This is a genomic window from Parafrankia sp. BMG5.11 (assembly GCF_004337455.1).
In genome coordinates, this window is record NZ_SJXI01000059.1 from 1 (window position 1) to 19,148 (window position 19,148).

14 protein-coding genes are annotated in these 19,148 nt (G+C 72.0%); 6 read left to right on the plus strand and 8 right to left on the minus strand.

Annotated elements, in window-relative coordinates; all coding sequences use genetic code 11:
- Positions 1–30: 30 nt before the first annotated feature.
- From E0504_RS32990 to E0504_RS33005, 4 genes are all read left to right on the plus strand, one after another.
- Positions 31–1,218, plus strand: coding sequence for a glycosyltransferase family 1 protein (locus E0504_RS32990; protein ID WP_112108868.1), 1,188 nt, complete (start codon positions 31–33; stop codon positions 1,216–1,218).
- A gap of 64 nt (positions 1,219–1,282) precedes the next feature.
- Positions 1,283–2,413, plus strand: coding sequence for a glycosyltransferase family 1 protein (locus E0504_RS32995; RefSeq protein ID WP_020463323.1), 1,131 nt, complete (start codon positions 1,283–1,285; stop codon positions 2,411–2,413).
- A 79-nt stretch (positions 2,414–2,492) separates the two neighbouring features.
- Positions 2,493–3,404: a glycosyltransferase family 2 protein gene (locus tag E0504_RS33000; RefSeq protein ID WP_071067009.1), complete on the plus strand. Its 912-nt coding sequence runs from the start codon at positions 2,493–2,495 to the stop codon at positions 3,402–3,404.
- Between the two features lie 136 nt (positions 3,405–3,540).
- Complete coding sequence (locus tag E0504_RS33005) at positions 3,541–4,614, plus strand: sugar phosphate nucleotidyltransferase (RefSeq protein ID WP_071067010.1); 1,074 nt, start codon at positions 3,541–3,543, stop codon at positions 4,612–4,614.
- A 22-nt stretch (positions 4,615–4,636) separates the two neighbouring features.
- On the opposite strand, the gene E0504_RS33010 is transcribed toward E0504_RS33005, so the two are convergent.
- Positions 4,637–7,246, minus strand: coding sequence for an ATP-binding protein (locus E0504_RS33010; protein WP_243657730.1), 2,610 nt, complete (start codon positions 7,244–7,246; stop codon positions 4,637–4,639).
- Positions 7,247–7,348: 102 nt separating this feature from the next.
- Positions 7,349–9,013: a lytic transglycosylase domain-containing protein gene (locus E0504_RS51480; protein ID WP_243657731.1), complete on the minus strand. Its 1,665-nt coding sequence runs from the start codon at positions 9,011–9,013 to the stop codon at positions 7,349–7,351.
- Between the two features lie 95 nt (positions 9,014–9,108).
- Between E0504_RS51480 and E0504_RS50640 the strand changes: the two genes are divergently transcribed.
- Positions 9,109–9,258, plus strand: coding sequence for a hypothetical protein (locus E0504_RS50640; RefSeq protein ID WP_160144229.1), 150 nt, complete (start codon positions 9,109–9,111; stop codon positions 9,256–9,258).
- A gap of 1,618 nt (positions 9,259–10,876) precedes the next feature.
- A complete protein-coding gene (locus E0504_RS33020) occupies positions 10,877–11,566 on the plus strand; it encodes a hypothetical protein (RefSeq protein ID WP_112104937.1) in 690 nt (229 codons plus the stop codon).
- Positions 11,567–11,670: 104 nt separating this feature from the next.
- Here E0504_RS33020 and E0504_RS33025 read toward each other — a convergent pair whose 3' ends face one another.
- The 6 genes from E0504_RS33025 to E0504_RS33050 form a co-directional block, all read right to left on the minus strand.
- The gene (locus E0504_RS33025) at positions 11,671–12,909 is read right to left on the minus strand and encodes a septum formation family protein (protein ID WP_112104938.1); all 1,239 of its coding nucleotides are present in this window, start codon (positions 12,907–12,909) and stop codon (positions 11,671–11,673) included.
- A gap of 119 nt (positions 12,910–13,028) precedes the next feature.
- Positions 13,029–13,601, minus strand: coding sequence for an Ig-like domain repeat protein (locus E0504_RS33030; protein ID WP_112104939.1), 573 nt, complete (start codon positions 13,599–13,601; stop codon positions 13,029–13,031).
- 480 nt (positions 13,602–14,081) lie between these two features.
- Positions 14,082–15,134 carry a septum formation family protein gene (locus tag E0504_RS33035; RefSeq protein ID WP_235013655.1) on the minus strand — a complete coding sequence of 351 codons (1,053 nt, stop codon included), beginning with the start codon at positions 15,132–15,134 and terminating at the stop codon, positions 14,082–14,084.
- A gap of 31 nt (positions 15,135–15,165) precedes the next feature.
- On the minus strand, positions 15,166–15,543 hold the full coding sequence (locus tag E0504_RS51485) for a PASTA domain-containing protein (RefSeq protein WP_207974631.1): 378 nt from the start codon (positions 15,541–15,543) through the stop codon (positions 15,166–15,168).
- Between the two features lie 634 nt (positions 15,544–16,177).
- The gene (locus tag E0504_RS33045; RefSeq protein ID WP_112104941.1) at positions 16,178–17,434 is read right to left on the minus strand and encodes a septum formation family protein; all 1,257 of its coding nucleotides are present in this window, start codon (positions 17,432–17,434) and stop codon (positions 16,178–16,180) included.
- 387 nt (positions 17,435–17,821) lie between these two features.
- Positions 17,822–19,129 (minus strand): acyltransferase, encoded by a 1,308-nt coding sequence (locus E0504_RS33050; protein WP_071064536.1) that lies wholly within the window; start codon positions 19,127–19,129, stop codon positions 17,822–17,824.
- Between the last annotated feature and the right edge of the window lie 19 nt (positions 19,130–19,148).

Sequence of the window (19,148 nt, forward strand, 5' to 3'; positions counted from 1 at the left end):
GGGGGGGGGGGGGGGGGGGAGACTGGCGGGATGCGGGTCGGTTTCCTGGTCGAGCAGATTCTGGCGCCGGTCCCCGGGGGGACCGGAAGGTACTCCGCGGAGCTCGCCGCCGCCCTGGCCCGGACGGCGGATCCCGGGGACGGCGTCGTCGGGTGGTGTGCCTTCCGGCGTGACACCTCCGCGGCGGCCCTGCCGGGCGTCCTCGGGCCGCTGCGCCTGGGCCTGCCGCGGCGGGCGCTCGCCGCCGCCTGGGCGCGCGGCGCGGGCCCGGGCCCGACCGGGGTGGACGTCGTCCACGCGCCGACGCTGCTCGTGCCCCCACCCGTCCGGTGGGACCGTGCCACCCGCGTCACCCGTGCCCGGCCGCGGCTGGTGGTCACCGTGCACGACGCCGTCCCGTGGACCCATCCCGAGACCCTGACGCCGCACGGGGTCCGCTGGCACCGGGAGATGGGGGAGCGGGTCGCCCGCCACGCCGACGCGGTGATCGTGCCGACCCGGGCCGTCGCGGCTGACATCCGGGAACATCTGCCGATTGACGCGCAGCGGCTGCACGTGATCGGTGAGGGGGTCGCCGAGGCGGTGCTGCGGGTGCCGCCGGACGCGGACCGCCGGGCCGCCCGGCTGGGCCTTCCCGAACGGGGGTATTTGCTCACCCTGGCGACGATGGAGCCGCGCAAGGGCCTGGACACCCTGCTCGCCGCCCTGCGCCATCCGGACGCCCCCGACCTTCCGCTGGTGCACGTCGGGGCCGCCGGATGGGGTGATCTCGGTCCCGACGCGACCGGGCCGGGGGGTTTCGCCGATCTTGCCGCGTCCGGGCGATTCCTTGGTCTCGGCCGGATCAGTGACGAAGATCTCGCCGTCGTGCTCTCGCGGGCGACGATGCTGGTAGCGCCCAGCCGTTCCGAGGGCTTCGGCCTGCCGGTCATCGAGGCGATGGCGCACGGGGTGCCGGTGGTCGTCTCCGACACGCCGGCTCTTGTCGAGGTCGCCGGCGACGCGGCACTGGTGGCCCGGATCGGTGATCCGGCCGGCTTCGCCGAGGCGCTCGCGCGTATCGTCCAGAATCCCCGGCTACACAGTCGTCTGTCGCGTTCCGGACGGGTCCGCGCGGCGGGATATACCTGGAATGGGGCGGCGCGATCGTGCTGGGAGCTCTACCGTCGAATCAGCGGCTCCCCTGCCGTGTCCGTCGCCGACGACGGGCGGGCGTAGTGTTGCCCCCGTTGAGAAGCAAGCGGCCACACTGAATCAGGCGGCACGTCTCGGAAGGAGCGCCGTGGGACCCCGGGTGCTCGTTGATGCGACCTCGGTTCCGGCCGACCGCGGTGGTGTCGGGCGGTATGTCGACGGGCTCGTCGCTGCTCTGGGCGCGGCCGGCGCCGACATGGCGCTGGTGTGCCAGCGATCGGACGAGGAACGTTACAGCCGGATGGCGCCGCGGGCGACCGTCCTGTCGGGCCCGGCGGCCATCGCGCACCGGCCGGCTAGGCTGGCGTGGGAGCAGACAGGTCTTCCGCTCGTCGCCGAACAGGTCAATGCGGACGTCATCCACTCGCCGCACTACACGATGCCACTGCGCGCGCAGCGGCCGGTGTGCGTGACGATCCATGACGTCACCTTCTTCACCGAGCCGGAGATGCACACGGCGGTGAAGGGCACGTTCTTCCGGTCGGCGATGCGGACGGCGGTGCGCCGGGCGAGCCGCATCATCGTCCCGTCGAAGGCAACGCGCGACGAGCTCGTCCGCGTCCTCGAGGGCGAGTCGACGACGACCGACGTCGCCTATCACGGGGTGGACACGACCACGTTCCACCCGCCGACGGAGGAGGACCGGCGCCGGGTGCGGCTGCGCCTCGGTCTCGGTGACACCCGTTACGTGGCCTTCCTCGGAATGCTCGAGCCGCGCAAGAACGTCCCGAACCTGATTCGCGGCTGGGCGGAGGCGGTGCACTGGCGCGACGAGCCCCCGGCGCTCGTGCTGGCCGGTGGTTCCGGCTGGGATGACGACGTCGACGCGGCCGTCGCCTCGGTGCCGAGCCATCTGCGGGTGATCCGGCCCGGCTACCTGCGTTTCTCCGATCTCCCGGGCTATCTGGGCGGTTCGGAGCTGGTCGCCTATCCGTCGCACGGCGAGGGCTTCGGCCTGCCGGTGCTGGAGGCGATGGCCTGCGGCGCCCCCGTGCTGACGACCCCGCGCCTCTCGCTGCCCGAGGTGGGCGGCGACGCGGTCGCCTACACCCAGCCCGACCCGGACTCGATCGCCCGTGAGATGAGCGCGCTGCTCGACGACGCCGAGCGTCGCGCCCAGCTCGCCGCGGCCGGGCTCGCCCGGTCCCACGAGTTCACCTGGGCGGCCTCCGCGGAGGCCCACCTGGCGAGCTACGCCCGCGCGGTGGCCGACGCCTGAACCACCCCGGTCCGACGCCTGACCACCCGGCCTACCGGGCCGGTGCGGCGGCCGGCGGCTGACGCGCTACGGTTCCCCGGTGGACAAGGCGGAGATCCGGGTCATCGTCGTCACCTTCCGTTCCGGGGAGATCATCGGGACCTTCCTGGACTCGCTGACGAAGTCGACCACCCGCCCCTACGAGGTCGTCGTGGTCGACAACTCGCCGCAGGTGGATGTCGGCACCCGCGCCGCCGGTGAGCGGCCCGAGGTCACCCTGCTGCGCCCCGGCCGCAACCTCGGCTACGGCACCGCGGCGAACCGCGGGGCGGCCGGAGCCTCCGCTCCCTGGCTGCTTGTCGCCAACGCCGACATCGCCTTCGCGCCCGGCAGCCTCGACGAGCTGATCGCCGCCGCCGACCGCTGGCCCGGTGGCGGCGCCTTCGGCCCTGGCATCACCAACCCGGACGGTGCCCTCTACCCCTCCGCCCGCGACCTGCCCTCCCTCGGGCGTGGCATCGGCCACGCCCTGTTCGGCTGGTGCTGGCCGACGAACCCGTGGACGGCGTCCTACCGCCGCGAGCGCGGGGCCCCGCGGGAGATGACGGCCGGCTGGCTTTCCGGTTCCTGCCAGCTGCTGCGCCGGGAGGTCTTCGAGGGCGTCGGCGGTTTCGACGAGTCGTACTTCATGTTCATGGAGGACGTCGACCTGGGCCGGCGCATCGGGCTGGCCGACCGGCAGCTCGTCTACGTCCCGTCGGCGGTCGTCGAGCACCTCGGTGGGCACTCGACGAAGCGGTCGTCGCGGAAGATGGTGGTCGCCCACCACCGGAGCATGATCCGCTACCTGTGCCGGCAGTACGACAGGCCGGGCCAGCTGCCGCTGCGCGTGGCGCTCACCGTCGGCCTCGGCGCGCGGCTGGCGCTGGCGCTGGCGTTCGCGCGCGACAGCGCCGGCGCGCGCGCGACCCGGTCCGCCGAGCTGCTCACCTCCGCCCGCAAGCCACGCTGAGGCCACGTTGGCCACTGCGGGACATGAACGTCGACCCGACGATGCGTGTCCAGCCTGTGGCCTCTCGTTGAGCATGGGGGTCACCCGGCCGGGCACACGCAACCGACTCGGACGTGCTCTGCGACACTGACGCCTCATGGACGCAGTGATGCTGGTCGGCGGGCAGGGAACCCGTCTCCGCCCGTTGACGATGTCGGCGCCGAAGCCGATGTTGCCGGTCGCCGGCGTGCCGGTGACGGCCCACATGCTCGCCCGTGCCCGCGACGCGGGAATCACCCGGGTGGTCCTCGCCACCTCGTACCGGGCCGAGGTCTTCGAGGAGCACTTCGGTGACGGTTCCGGGCACGGCCTCGAACTCGAATACGTCACCGAGACCGAGCCGCTGGGCACCGGCGGCGCCATCCGCAACGTCGCCAGCCGGCTGCGCTCCGGCGCCGACGAGCCGGTGGTCATCTTCAACGGCGACATCCTCTCCGGCCTCGACATCGGCGCCCTCGTCGAGCGGCACATCACCGCCGACGCGGCCGTCACCCTCCACCTCACCAGGGTCGAGGACCCGCGGGCCTTCGGTGTCGTCCCGACCGACCCCGCCGGCCGGGTCACCGCCTTCCTCGAGAAGACCCCCGATCCCCCCACCAACCTCATCAACGCCGGCTGCTACGTCTTCCGCCGCTCGCTCATCGACACCATTCCCGCGGGACGTCCGGTCTCGGTCGAGCGGGAGACCTTCCCGTCCCTGCTCGCCGCCGGGGTGCCGGTGGTCGGCTACCCGGACGACACCTACTGGCTCGACCTCGGGACCCCGGCGGCGTTCGTCCTGGGCTCGCGGGACCTCGTCACCGGGCGGATGCCGTCCTCGGCGCTGCCCGGCCCGGTCGGGGACCGCCTCGTGCTGCCCGGGTCCACGGTGGCCACCGACGCCAAGATCGGCGGCGGCTCGACGATCGGGGCGGGTGCCTCGGTCGGCACCGGCGCGCGCATCGACGGCTCGGTGCTGTTCGACCGGGCGTCCGTCGGGGCGGGCGCGTATGTGCGCGACAGCGTCGTCGGACGCGAGGCGGTGATCGGCAACGGGGTGGTGCTCGAGAACGTCGTCATCGGCGACGGCGCCGTGATCGAGCCGGGCAACGAGCTGCGCGCCGGGGCCAGGGTGTTCCCGGGCGCGGTGCTCGGCGCCGGCGCCGTCCGGTTCAGCTCCGACCGGGCCTGACCTCCCGGCCGACCGGGCGGCTTCAGCTCCGACCGAGCCTGACCTCCCGGCCGGCCGACCAGGCGACCTCCACGCACACCTGGCCGTCGTCGGCGTCCGCGCTGACCGAGAGCACCTCGCTGACCGGGAACACCTCGCCACCGGCGATCCCGGTCAGCGCGGTCAGCTCCGGCGGGGCCGCCGCCGGATAGGTCAGGAACAGCCGCCCGTCGCCCTCCTCGCAGATCAGCGTGAGGACGGCGTGCTCCGCCCCCGCCGCCGGGACTGCGCGCAGCAGCCCGGGCAGCACGGCGGCGAGCCGCTCGCTCACCCGCGCGGGAATCCGCGGTGCCTCGCCAACCACCTGCACCTCAAGGTCCAGCCCGCGCGCCCGCGCCTCGAAGACGGGCTCGGCGAGACTGCCCAGCGCCCCGGTCGCACCCGTCACCAGTGCCCGCCGGACGGCCGTGGCGTGCCGGCCGCACCGCTCGCGCACCGCCGGGTCACCGGGGTCGAGCAGCCCGTCGGCGACCGCCTCCAGCAGCGGCAGCACCTCCCGCTCGACCGTGGCGAGGCCGCGGGCCCGGTCCTGCCGGATCGCGGCCGTGGACCGCGTGGCCGCGGCCTGCGCGGTCTCCGCCTCCACGGCGCGGGCGACCTGGTCCGCGGTGCGCCGCAGCAGCGGACCGCCCATCGACACCATGACCTGGATCGCGATCTGACCGTTCGTCGCGGTCAGCAGCTGCGCGAGCGCGAGCGGCCCGGTGCCCGCGCCCCTGAGCACGAGCAGGTCGAGCACCGTCACGGTGGCGGCGATCGCCACGATCCACTCGACGAACAGCCGGGACACGGCGAGCAGCGCCAGCAGCAGCGGCAGGATGAGAACCGGCCAGGTGCTGATCCTGCTCGGCGGCCCGCCCGTCCCCGCGGCGGCGTCGGTGTGGGTGGGCGCGATGTTGAAGCCGACCGCCGCCGTCACCGCGAGCGCCAGCACCATCAGGATGATCGCCTCGGCGCGGCGCAGCGGCCGGCGGTAGGCGGTCCAGGCGGCAGGCAGCACGACGAGGGCCATCGACAGCCAGTGCAGCACAGCGGCGGGCACCGACCGGCTGGACGGCGCGACGAGGACCAGTACGAAGACGGTGCTGGTGAACCAGATCGCCGTCACGGCGGCGACCGTCCGGCGCAGGCCGGCGGCGTAGGAGTCCCGGAGTTCGGCCGCGGTGGTGCCGGCCGGAACCCGTACCCGCGAGGCGGTTCGGGTCTGTGCGGCGGATCTGCCCGGTAGGGCGGATCGGGCTCGTGAGGCGACGCGGACCGCTGTCCACCGGTACCCGGCCCACCGTCCCCGCGGCCGCGGGCGCATGCCCCTGCGGTGGGCTGGCCGGCGGCTGGCCGGACGGGCGGCGTGGTGGCCCGCCGGCCGTCCACCGCCTGTCTCCCCGCCGCTCCAGGTCAGCCGGGCGGTGGTCCCGCGACCGGGCTCGGAGGTGATGGTGGCCTGCCCGCCGATCTCCGTCATCCGTGCGTGCACCGACCGGGCCAGGCCGAGCCGGTCGCCGGGGACGGCCCGGGCCGCGAACCCGATCCCCTCGTCCGACACGATGACGGTGACCGCCCCGTCGGCGCGCCGCCAGCGCACCTCGAGCGCGGCGCGGTCCGTCCCGGCGTGCCGGCGCACGTTGGCGAGGAGCTCCTGGGCCGACCCGGCCAGCGCCGCCACCACCTCGTCGGGAAGATCCGTCGTGGGCAGGGCCCGGACGTCCACACGCAGGCCGCGGGCCCGCGCGACGGCGACCACCCGCCGCATCGGCTGGGCCAGGTCGCGCGTTCCGGCGGCGGTGCCGTCCAGCATCGACCGGACGGCCTCGATCGCGTGGCGGCACTGTTCACCGGTGAGGTGCCCGGGCCCCACCGGCGCCCCGCCCGACCCGTCCTGGGGGGCGCCGCCGCCCCAGGCGATGCCGGTGAGCGTGTTCAGGACGGTGTCGTGCAGCACCCGCTCCCGCTCGCGCTCGTCCCGCAGCCGGGCCGCGGCTACCGTGGCCACCTCCTGCTCGGCCGCGGCCGTGGTCAGCCGGGCATCGGCGTCGAGCGCGATCGCCCGCAGTCGGGCGACGGCCAGCCGGAAGAGCTGCGCGAGCCCGGCGAGCAGCACGACTCCGATGACCACTCGTTTCAGCGGGGTGTGGTTCCCGCCGAGGGCGGGATCGTCCAACGTGGCCTGAGCGACCGCCGCGCCGCCGAGGAGCGCCGCGACCATCGCCGCGACCACGACCGCGTGGGTGCGGCGGCCGTACACAGCCGCGGCGACCACCGCCGCGTGGGTCGCGGTGGAGAACACCCAGGTGCCGAAGCCGCCTACCGAATCCGGAGGCAGCCAGAGCACCGCGCCGGCACCGGTGACGATCGCGAGGGCCACGTTCCCGGCGACAAGGCGGCGGGGGAGCGCCTGCCGGGTGAGGCACACCACCACGAAGACGACACCCCAGGCCGCGGTGACCACGGCCGCGGCGAGCCCGGCCGGATGCTCCGCATACCAGGACCACCACACGATGACGTAGCCGACGAGAACGACGACGTTCAGCACACGGAGAACCGCGAACGCGCGCACCATGACCGTGTCGAGTGCATGGAGGGCGTTAGCCGGCACGATCGCAAGTCTGGACCGCGCCGGGTGGTTCTGGGACTACTTACGGCGAAGTGCGCGTGACTGCACCGTCCGGCCGCTGCCGCGCCGTCCGGCGGGCTTGTTCTACATGGTGCTTGTCGGGACCGTGCTCGGGAGCGTGCTGTCCGGCGGCACGGTGCTCGGGGTCGGTGCGGTGGACGGCGCGCCAGCCGGCGGCGAACCGGCCGGCGGGGTCGTGGCGGGCGGTGCCTCGCCGGGCGGCGCGGTGGCCGGTTCCCCGGCTGTGGGCGGCGTGGTCGCGGGCTGCGTGGTGGGCGGCAGGGCCGTCGGCGGTGTGGTGGTGGGCGGCGCGGTGGATGGCGTGCCGGCGGGCGGCGGCGTGGCGGGGGGAGGTGCGGTGGTCGGCGGCGCGCTGGTCGGTGGCGGGGCGGCCGGCGGGGCGAACGAGTCCGGATGGACGTTGCGGATGCGCAGGCGCACGACCGCGGGACAGGCCCCGTCCGCGGGCTCGACGGTGAGGGTGAGCACGATGCTGTCGTCCGCCAGCTTGGCGACGGCGAGGCTGGGGCCGGGGATCCGCACCAGCAGCGCCGGTGCGGTGCTCCCACTGCCGGCCGGCACGGTCCGCCGGCTCGTCGTGATCGCCGTGCCGGCCGTCGTGTCCGCCTCCGTCTCGACGGTGACGTCGACGTCCGTCCACGGCGTGCGGCTCGCGGCGAGATCGAGCGACTCGTAGCCCGCGACGTCGGGATCGAGGTCCGTGAGGGTGACGGTGAGGTCGGCCGCGCGCAGTGGCTCGCACCCCGCCGGCGGTGGCGGCGTCGGGCTCGGCGTCGCAGTGGGCGGAGGCGTGCCCGGCGGGCTGGACGGTTCGCCGCCCTGACCGTTCGGCGTCATCTCCACGATCGGGACGCCGTCAAGGGTCGGAGACCCTGACCCTGACCCTGACCCTGACCCGGATCCGGGCGCAGGCGCGGGTGCGGACGGGGGCAGCACGGCTGCGCCACCCTGCCGGTAGCCGTTCAGGTAGGTCAGGACCGTGCGGACGTAGGCGTCCGACGGGTTGTAGGCGAGGATCGCCGCGCGGAGCTGGTCGGGGTCGGCCAGGTCCCGGCCGTGGGCGCAGAGGTAGTAGCCCGCGGCCAGAGTGGCGTCGTAGATGTTGTGCGGGTCCTTGCGCCCGTCCCCGTTCCCGTCGCGGCCGGCCGTCCGCCAGGTGGTCGGGATGAACTGCATGGGCCCGACGGCATGGTCGTAGGTGGTGTCGCCGTCCAGGGCGCCGCGGTCGCTGTCGCGGATCAGCGCGGTGCCGCCGCCGCCGTTGAGGGGCGGGCCGATGATGGGGCGGGTGACGGTGCCGTCGGCGGCGATGGGCCGCCCGGAGGCGTGCCCGGACTCGACCTTGCCGATGGCGGCCAGGAGCTCCCAGGGCAGATGGCAGCCTGGCGCGTCCTCGGCGAGCCGGTCCGCCGCCTCCTTGTAGGCCGCCAGCAGGCGGGCGGGGACGCCCCGTGCGGCGGCGGTCAGGGTGATCGTCGAATGGACGTCGGCCGGGTCGGCGGTGGCATCCTCGGCGAGCGACCGCGAGGTGAGGGTGGCCGGGTCGGGCGCCGCGGTCGAACCGTTGGGGACCAGCTCGGGCATGGCCCAGTCGCCCGGGCGGACCGGCGGCGGACTGGTGGTGCCGAGCTGGTCGCGGTCGCCACCACCACCGCCGTCGTCGCGGGGTGTCCCCGCGGTGCAGAACAACAGCAGGGCGGCCGCGAGCGCGGTCGGCAGCATCGTCATGCGGACCACACCCGACCGCCGGCTCCGATGCGCCGGCGCCTGTCGGGGTGGCCTGGCGTGCCTGGCGCCCCGGGGCCTGGAGGCAGGCTCGTCGGATGGCGGGGGGCGTCGGTGCCGGGCGGTTCCACTGGTCGACCCGCCCCGCGCCGCCGGGCCGCCCCGCCTCCGAGCCGAACCGGCCGGGCGCGGTCCTGGTCCACGTGCCGGGGATGGCGCTGGTGATGGTGTCGGTGTCGGTGTCGTAGCCGAGCCCGAAACGACAGCCGGTAAAACCCCGGTCCGGGCGAAAGAAATGCCCGCCCCCGCTTCTGCGACTGCTTTCCCCGGCGGACGATGACGACCCGCGTCCTGCCTGGGTGCGCGTGACTTTCCGTGCTCGTTGAACTGAACACGCTGACCTGATGATTCGCGCACAGAGGAAGGACCGGTCGGGGATTCATGAGGTCGGCGATGACGGCTCACCGGCACGCTACTCCTGGGATCGGAGGCGTCCGACGGACAGTGCTCGGCCTACCGGACGCGGGGGCGCGTGAGAAAGAAATACCTGTTCAGGGTCTGTGGACGGCCTGGTCCGGCGGAGGCGAAACCTCGCCGACCACCGGACCAGGCGGGCGCCGTGCGGCTGTGACGGAAGCCGCACGGCTGCTCGAGGGCCACGGACCGGCACACGAGACCGGCCCGGAGCGGGCTGCCGGCTCTCTAGGTCATCACTCTCCGTGAGGAACTCTGAGGTGCTCACGGCGGCGGACCGCCGACTACGAGCCACGTTGGTGCCGGAACGATGCGTTGTGAGACAGGACTGTGACAGAAAGTCCGGACTATCCGCTACCGAAACGGGAGGGTTCGGCGCTGACTGTTATCTTGATAACAGTTTAGGTCGAAAGAGTTGCCTGGTTGGGCTGTCTGTGACTCGGCGCGACGATCGCGCATTGTTGATCATCGGTGCATCTGCGGTCGAATGTCATCCGGAGGAGGGCTGGGCTGGGCCGATGTCGGCCCGCTGGCCCAGGCCGGCCCGTGCGTGGCTCGTGCGCCGCGTCGCGCAGGCGTGCGCATGAGCGTGGAATATCCGGGCCGGTCACCGTCCGTAAATCCTCCTACCAGAGGTATTTGATCCTGCACTGACCGCTTGGCAGGGCAGCAAAAGTTGTGCAATGCTGCGCTCCGCAAACATTCGGACACCGGATGTCGGCTCTGGCCGGCTCCCGGTCGACGGACCACGTTCCGGAGCCCACCGGGACGCGGTCCGTGTCGCCCGTCCAGCCCACAGCGCGGTGGCTCGCTCGGGATTCCCGTCGCCCGTCGTAGTTCGCACTGCCCGTGATCTCTGCTGCGCCTGCTTTCGCGGTCGCAGGTCACCGGCGTGATTTCCGCCGGACCGCTTTTCGACTTGTCACGTTTCCCGACCCGTCACGTTTCCCGGCTCGTCACGTCGACTGCTCGCGCCCTGAGTTCCGTCCTCCCGCCGTCTCCCGTCCCTGATGCGTGCCGCCTGCCGGGTTCCCCTCCCGGCGGGCGGTCACGGCGCCGCCGCATGCCCACCTTCGGCGACGCCGTGACCGGCCGGTGCCATCCGAGCCCGCCGTCCCGGCCCCCGTGGCCGCCGCGTACCGCACACGCGGCGGCCACGGGTCTCACCCGTGCCCGCGATGTCTCCCGGCACGGCTCGTCACCGTGCCCACTCCCGGACGTCCGCGCACACGGACACCCTCACGATCTCGGAGCCCTCCATGCCCGGCCGGCACCTGCCTGCCCCCGACCCCGCCTCCCGCCCGGACCCGGACCCGCAAGCGCGCGCACCGCCGCCGGCGTCGCCGGGCCCGCCCGAGCCGACTCCGGGCGATCTCGCTGCTGCTGATCCCGGTGATCCTGGTCGTCGCGATGGTCGTCGTCGAGCGCACCGGCGGCGGCCGCCGCCCGGTCGCACTCGAGAACCCCTTCCGGGACATGGGCCTGCCCGAAAGCAGCTCGGGCTCCGCCGACGGCCGCGACCACGAGGTCCCGACCGAGGCGACCCAGTCCGTCGAGGCCCCGGCCCCGGCGGCGGTCGACAAGGCCGTCCCCGACCTGCCGGGCGCCGTACCCACCACCGTCGACAAGCCGCTTACGTTCGAGAAGCCGGCTGCGAGGAACGAGCGAGGAGCGGCCCCGACCTCGGTGACGGCGAAGATCGGTCCGATCGACGAGGCAGTCGTCAAGGACCCGCCAGCGCCTGACGCGGGGCAAACCGCGGCCCCGAAGGCCGGTCGGGTCGAAGTCGCGGAGCGGCGAACCGAGACGACGAGCGTCTTCCGTAACCCGGACGGTACGTGCACATCAGAGATGTCGCTCGGTCCGACGAACTTCCGGGATGGCACCGGAAGGTGGCGGAAGATCGATACCACCCTGGTGCCTGGAGACCGGGGCCGACTGCGCGTGGCCGCGACGGAAGTCTCCACCGATCTCGCACCTACTGCGAGCGACCCACAACTGGCGCGGCTCGAGATCGAGGAAGGTGTCTCAGCGGCTTTCGGGATCGCGGAAGCGGCCCCGTCGACGGGCAGGTACAGCTGACCGACAGCGACGGCGAACTGCGGGGCCTGGTGCCGGCCGGCTGGATGAAGGACTCCGGCACCACTGGTGTCGACGACCTGGCCGGCGGCGAGGGCCCACCACGGCTATGCGGTGAATGTCCCCGAGGTGTCCGTGGGGCTGAGGGGCCCGGTCGTCTCTACTTCTTTGCCTGCCTGGTCGACGAGGCCGACCGTGCAGGTGGTGGATCGTGTTCCCGCGCGCCAGCTTTCGGGACGAATCAGGTGCCATCCGCCTTGGGCGGCAGCGCCGCCGAAGTCATGGGCGAGGTAGGGCGCGACGTGGGGCATGCAGGCGGCTTTTGCGAGTTCGTCGAAACGTTCGGGTGACGGCGGGCCGCCGTCGGTGGTGTCGGGCAGCGTTGCCGTTCCGATGCTCTGCGTGTGGTGGCTCTGGTCGCACGGGACCTGATCCTGATGGTTGTCGACCCTGTGGCGGAAGCAGGTGCCCGGCGGGTAGGTCAGTGCCTGGTCGGCGCCCCTGACGCTGCCCGAGAACGTGCTCAGGATCCACACGTTGTCGCTTTTGCTACTGCCCCGGAAGATCAGTCCGCAGACGACCTTTCTGTCACCGGCTTCCCAACCGGACTTCGGCGGGCGGATCAGGCTCGCGGCGAAGCGCCCGAAGGGGTCGATCGGGCGGCCGAGGTAGGGCGTCATGAGCGGGCCGCAGTGGCGTTCCCCGATGTCGGTCCACTGCGACACCGACGGGTACGGGGCGTCCTGTGGGTAGGCGGGTTCCAGATCCAGGGGGCCGACCGCTTCGAACAGGTGCGGCTCGGCGCACGGGACGTCGTCGACGGGGACGTCGACCGCCGCCTGGGGCCAGCGGTAGCACCGGCCGGGCTTCCAGTCCCACCGGTGCAGGTCTGGGCTGATGTCGGCGTCTGTGGCCGGATCGCCGGGGGAAGAGAACGCTCTCGGGGCGTCGGCGGACAGCGCGGTGGGTGGTGGGTTGTCGACTTTCGACCTGGCGCACTGGTAGGTGGTGGAGCCGAGCAACGCGATGCTGATCAGTGCGAGGACGATGCGGCCGGGTGACCAGGCCCGGGGGCGTGCGGTCGTCGCGAGCGATTGTCGGGATGGTGTTCGCCGCCGGCGAGGCGACGGGCCCGGTCGCCAGGCTGGGCGTCCTTCCTCGACCGGTCCGAAGCGGGCGATCGCGGCTCTGGTGCGGGCGGGTGCCTCGTACCTGGTGGCTCCGGCGACGAAGGTCTCGTCGAGGACGAGCCCGGCGAACGGATCCCGCTCGCCATCGTCCTTGCCGCCGTCGCTGTTGCTGCTGCCGTCGTTCTTCGGCGCGGGCGGCGCGCTGTCCCCGGGCATGCCGGCGTCTCCTCGGGAGATTGGTTTTGTTGGAGCCCAACGGCGGGCATTCGATCGGTGTGCCGGCGAGGCGCCGCGCCGTCCAGGGATATCGAGGGCGGCGCGGCACCAGGTCGGCGTCAGTCAGCCGGATAGATCAGGATGGGCTTCTGGGCCTGCGTGGGCTGATAGACCGGGTCGTCGATGTATTTGACGTCAACCCACCAGGCGCTCCCAGGTGGACTGGCCGCGAACACGGGAAAAGTGACCTGTGCTTTTCCGTCCGCGGACGCGGGAGCGGTTCTGGTCTCGAAGCCCCACCGGACCTCGAAGGTGCCCGTCGCAGGAGCGGTCTGAACACCCTTGTCCAGGGAGATGTCCACGACCAGGGTCTGCCCGGTGATCACCTTTTCGGGCACCGTGACCTGTAGCGCCGATGCTGGTCCCTCGTGGGTGAACTCCGTGGCTCCGGGATGGTAATGCTCGTCGCCACTGTATGAGGCACGGAAGTCATGGTTTCCCGTCACCACGTCCTTGTTCCACCGCGCGACCGCGTCCTGAAACTCGGAAAACGGGTCGTGCTCCAGGGGGACCGTCGCGATGGCCGCCGCTTCCTGGTAAATCGTGACCGTGCCGGTGGGCATCGGGCCCTGGGTGGGATTGTCGGGATTCGCGATGGTGATGTGGGTATTGATGTACGACGCGTGGTACATGAAGGAGACGGTCAGCTTTGGCGTGATTCGAATGTCCGTCGTCCCGGGCGAGCTCGTCGGTGTCGTTTCGGTCGGGTCTGCTGTGGGGCCGGGCGAGGGTGTGGTCTCCGGTGAGGCCGGAGCGGACGGTGAGGACTGCGTCGGGGGCGCGGTGTTCGTGGGCGTCGGGCCGGGTGAGCCGGTCGTGACGGGGGTTCCGCTCGTCGAGGGAGCGGGCCCTCCGCCGGCGACCGGTTCACAGCCCGCCAGGATCAGGCAGGCCAGCCCGGCGGCGACGCCGACCTGCCTGCATCGGACCAGGTATCGGCCGGGACGGCCTGGTTCCCCTGGTCTACCGGTTCGAACCGGTCTCTTCCGGGAATCGGCGAGAAGCCTTCTCATTCTTTCTCCAGGATGTTGGGGTCAGATCGATATCCGGCGTCGGACTGCACGACGAGTGCGGTCCGAGCAGTCCGGAATGATGGGCTGTCGCGGCTGTGCTCAGACGACTGGCGTGGTCATGACACTGGTGACCGTCATGGGGGAACCGGCCTCGTCGGCGAATCCGATGAAACAGGTGGTGCGGCGACTCCCGGCACGCCAGCTCTCCGGCGCGATCAGGTTCCACTGCGGCTCGACGAGCGCGCCGTCGAAGCGGCCGATCTCCAGGTACGGGGCGGCGAGGTCGCCGCACCGCGGCCCGAGTTTCTCGTTGAGCCAGGTATCGGACGGCGCGGCCCCGTCCGGAGTCTCCGGCGCGCTCACCGCTCCTACGCTCTGTGCGTGATGGGGGAGTTCGCAGGGAGCCTCGACCAGCCCGTCGTCGCCGGCACGGCGAAAGCAGCTTCCGGCGGTGTGCGTCATGGACTGGTCGGCGCCACGGGCGCTTCCTTCGAACGGGCGGAACGCGGGCGGATCAAATTCGGTCATGCCGGCGGTGATGCCACAGGTGATCGTGCGCTGGCCGATCTCCCAGCCGGGCTTCTGGGGTCGGATCAGGCCGGCGGAGAAACGCCCGGCGGGGTCAAGCGGGCCGCCCAGATACTTCTCGATCATGGGCAGGCAGTGCTTGTCGGTGACGGCATCCCACTCCTCGGGGGTGGGATAGGCGCCGTCGCTCGGATGATCCGGCCGGATGCGGGTGTCGCCGACCGCCTCGAAGTAGTGGACACCCGCGCAGGGAACGTCCTGGGTCGAGGTCGAGTCGACATGCTGTTGCCAGGAGTAACACCGGCCGGGCTGGTAGTCCTGTTGCAGGAACTCGACGCCGGCGTCGGCGCTCGGGGATGCCGTCGTCGACGGTCCGATCGGGTCGATGGTCGCCGGGGCGGTCTGCTCCGCCGCGTCGGACCCGCGGTCCGCGGCGCGGTCTCCGTGCAGCGCGACCAGCCCGTAGATCACGGCGCCAAGGAGAACAGCGTTGATCGCGATGGTCGTGAGGTGATCGCGCCACTTGGCCGCCCGCAGCTGTCGGAGTCGTAGGAGCCGCCGGGAGAGCCGGGCCGCTCGGTTGCCCACCGATGTGAACCTGTTGCGGTTGTTGCTTCCGGGCACCCCGGTTACTCCTTCGGACACACTGAATGGCTCAGCGGCACTTCGGATCGAGTTGGATTCGGGATCCAGGTCGGGCGTAGGAACCACTGGCCGGGGTCATCGCCGCGACCACGCTGTTGTCGCCCACGGCGCATCCCTGGCCGGCCACGGGTGTCCAACCCAGCCTGCCGAGATAGTCGACGGCGCTACCCATCGGCATGCCCACGACGTCCGGGATCGATACGCAGTTGAGAATATGGATATGCATGCCGACCGGGGCGTCAAAGGTGGTCGGAGTGCCCGCCTCCGGAGTCTGGCCATTGACTTTTTCGTGCTCTCCGTTTGTGCTGCATCCCTCGGAGAAGGAGATGTTGTAGAACCCGGCCCGATGAAGAGTGTCTGTCGCCTCCGGTCGGGTTAGGCCGCGCACGTTCGGAACTGTGGCCTTAGCTGCCGGTGGTGTCGTCGCCGCTCGGGTCGTCGGGCGGGGTGCCGGGCCGGGCACCGGCGGCGGTGCCGACCTGGGTAGGACCGTCGGAGCCGGGGGAGGCGGCGGGACTGGTCCATGACCAGTTGGCGCCGTAGGGCCAGGTGCTGGGAGCGAAGGGGACGCCACCGCCCCCGAGGGCGACATGGTTCCGGGAGCACCCGGGGTCGAGGGCCGTTCTGGAGTTCCGGCAGTGCCGTGGGCCGAGGTCTGACCCGGAATGACGACCTGGAAGTCGTGCGGCGTTCCGGAGGTTGGTGCCGTCGTCGCCGGACCGCCCCGTGCGGAATGCTGTGTTCCGTCAACCTGCGCGCTGATCGGGGCGGGCCGGGACGGTGAACCTGGTTCGCAGCCTGCGAGGACAAGGCATGCCAGTCCGGTTACGATGCCCGCCCGCCCGCGGCTGCCGGAGCGTGGGCGTGGGCGGCCTGCGATGTCGGGCCGAAACGGCCGACTCCGCCCGGCTACCGTAAGCCTCCGGGTTTTTCTCATGACGTTTTTCTCCAGAATTTTTGTAACGTTCGAGTGCGGTCACCGCTCGATTCCGGCTCGGGCGGAGCAGGTAGGGGATCCGCTGTCATACGTTCGCTTTGAACGACCCCGAGTCGTCGTCCGGGCTGAGCAGGCCGGTCGTCTCCAGTTTTCTGCCGTTCCGGTCGACGAGGCTCACGGTGCAGGTGGTGGATCGGGTTCCCACCCACCGGCTTGCCGGGGGGAGGGAATGCGATCCGCCCTGTACGGACGCGCCCCCGAATCCCCGGTCGAGATAGGGCGCGATGCGGGGTGCGCAGGCCGCGTCGATGAGTTCGTCGAGCCGCTCCGCCGAGAGAGGCGCGCTGTTCGGTGCGCCCTCGGCGGTGTCTGCCAGGGTCGCCGTGCCCACGCTCTGCGAATGGTGGCTCTGCTCGCAGGGGACCACCTCGTTGCGGCCCTCGGCGTTCGTGCGGAAGCAGGTCCCGGTGGGATAGGTCAGCGCCTGGTCGGCTCCGCGGACCTGTCCTTCGAGGTCGGGCACCTCGTACGGTGCCGTGGGAGAGGGATGGAGTGAGAGGCCGCAGACGATGTCCCGCTCGCCGGTGTCCCACTCCGCTTCCTTGGGGTGGAGGACGCTCGTGCCGAAGCGCCCGAACGGGTCGAGCCCGTAGCCGAGATACGCGGTGATGAGCGGCTCGCACTGCCGCCTGCCGAGCACTACCCACTCGGCCGGCGACGGGTACGTCGCCCCTTCGGGATAGGCGGAGCCGACGTCGAGTGGGCCGACCGCTTCGAACAGGTGCGGGCCGGCGCAGGGGACGTCGTTGACCGCGGTCGAGACGTCCCGCTGGAGCCAGGTGTAGCAGTGACCGGCCGTCCAGTCCCGCCGGTAGAGATCCGGTAGCGATTCCTCGGCGATGGCGTCGCGGCCGGAGGCACTACCTGCCGGGGTCGGCGGGTCCGCCGAGAGCGTGGTGGACGGCGGACTGTCGACGGCCGAGGCCACGAACCCGTAGACGGTGGTCGAGAGCAGCACGACGCTGATCAGCGCCAGCACGATCCGCCCCCGGGACCGCGGCCGCGGCGAGATCTCCGGAATCGGCTGGGACGCCCGTCCGCGGCCCAGCAGTGGTCCGGAGGCACCTCCCGCCCGCCGTGGCCGGCCGCCGCCGTACGAGCGCCAGGGCGTCGAACCGTCTTCGAGTGGCCCGAAGCGGGCGACCGCGGCTCTCGTCCGGGCTGGGGCCTCGTATCGGGTGGCTCCGGCGATGAAGGCCTCGTCGAGGACCAGATCGGCGAACGGATCGGTGAACGGGTCGGGCTCGGCGCCGTTCGGCGTGGGTGCGCTGTTTCCGGACACGCCGGTTACTCCCTCGGACACGCAGGATCAGGACGCGTCGCGAGTGGTCGCCGACGTCCGCGACAGCCGACGGCCTGCAGATCAATGTGCGCGCAATGCGACGATCCGGATACCGAGGGATGTGCAGCCGGCCATATTAGGGCAAGCTGTGAAGAAGTTGGCACCTGGGCCGGGCATGCTGGGGCGCGGAAAGCCCTGCCTCTGGAGCGCCGTCACGGAAGGCAATCGCGCGCCGCGCGGGGCCGTTCCGTTCTGCCACGTCAGGCGGCTAGCACCCAAACGACGACCAGCCGGCCGTGGGCGACGTCATTACTGACAGTCGTCACCTGCGGCCGGCTGGCTCATTTCACCTGGCGTGCGGCTGGCTGGTCCGCGGCCGGTGGTGGTTCAGGAGTGAATGCGCCGAACCGGCTCGGAATCGCCGTTCACCGGAAGCGGCTGGGTGGTGGCGAGCAGCGGCTCGGCGGACGGCGTCACGATCGACGTCCGGCCGCGGCGCGGCGCGGTGCCGCGGGCGTTCACCCACGCCGGCCGGCGGCGCTGCACGGGCCGCTCGACGAAGTAGTAGGACGCCGACGCGAGCCCGAGGCTGACGACGAGGGCGGCGCCGGCCGCCGGGACGCGGCCGAAACGGGGGACGAGCGAGTCGTTGGCGACCCCGGTGACGGGGAAGTGCCACAGGTACAGGCTGTAGGAGATCCGCCCCACCCAGGCGGCCGGACGGGCACTGAGCACCCGGTCGTACCAGCCGGGCCGGTGCTGGTCGGCACCCAGGACGGCGACGGCGGCGAGCACGGCGACGAGCAGGTAGCCACCGCGGGCCATCCAGTTCGGCGGGCCGTGCAGATCGGGACCGGTGAAGAAGAGGATCACCAGGCCCAGCAGGCCCACCGGGCCGAACGTAGCGGCCCGGGCCAGGAGCTGGGCGGTGCGGCTGCCCGCGACCCGGGACAGGTCGCCGGCCACGGCGGTGCCGTCCGCCGCCGAACGCAGCGCCTCGTGGCGCCAGGTGGCGAGCAGGCAGCCGACGAGCAGCGAGTCGAAGCGGGTGTCCGGCGCGAAGTAGATGCGGAAGTTCGACACGCCGCTGCCGATCAGGATCTCCCGCCAGATCAACACCAGGATCACGGCGCTGATGAGGATCTCCGGCAGGCGCCGCCGCCAGCGCTCGCTGCGGCAGATCAGCACCAGGGCGATCGGCCAGAGCAGGTAGAACTGCTCCTCGAGGGAGAGCGTCCACACGTGCCCGAACCATGCGCCGCTGTCCGGAGGATTCAGAGTGCGCTGGATGTTGGCGACGTAGAAGAGGGCTGCGAGCCCGTTGCGAAGGAACTGCCACTGGTCGTCGGTGTCCTTGACGAGAAGGACGAGCGGAATGCCGGCTGCTACAAAGATGTAGAAGGCGGGAAGGAGTCGGAAACCACGGCGGGCCCAGAAGGCGCGCAGCGAGATCCAGCCCTCCCGGTCGCGCTCGGCCAGCAGCAGGCCCGTGATGAGGAACCCGCTGAGTACCAGGAAGAGATCGACGCCCAGGTAGCCGCCCGGCACCAGGTCCATGTGGTGGAAGAGCACCGTCAGGACGGCCAGGGCACGCAGTCCGTCGAGCGCGGGGTTATGGCCGCCGATGGTTGCTCGTCGAACCTTCCGTGCCGGTGGCGCCGGTTCGCGGCTCGCATCTTCGGTCAGCTTATCCACGATGGTTCCCCCCACAGGT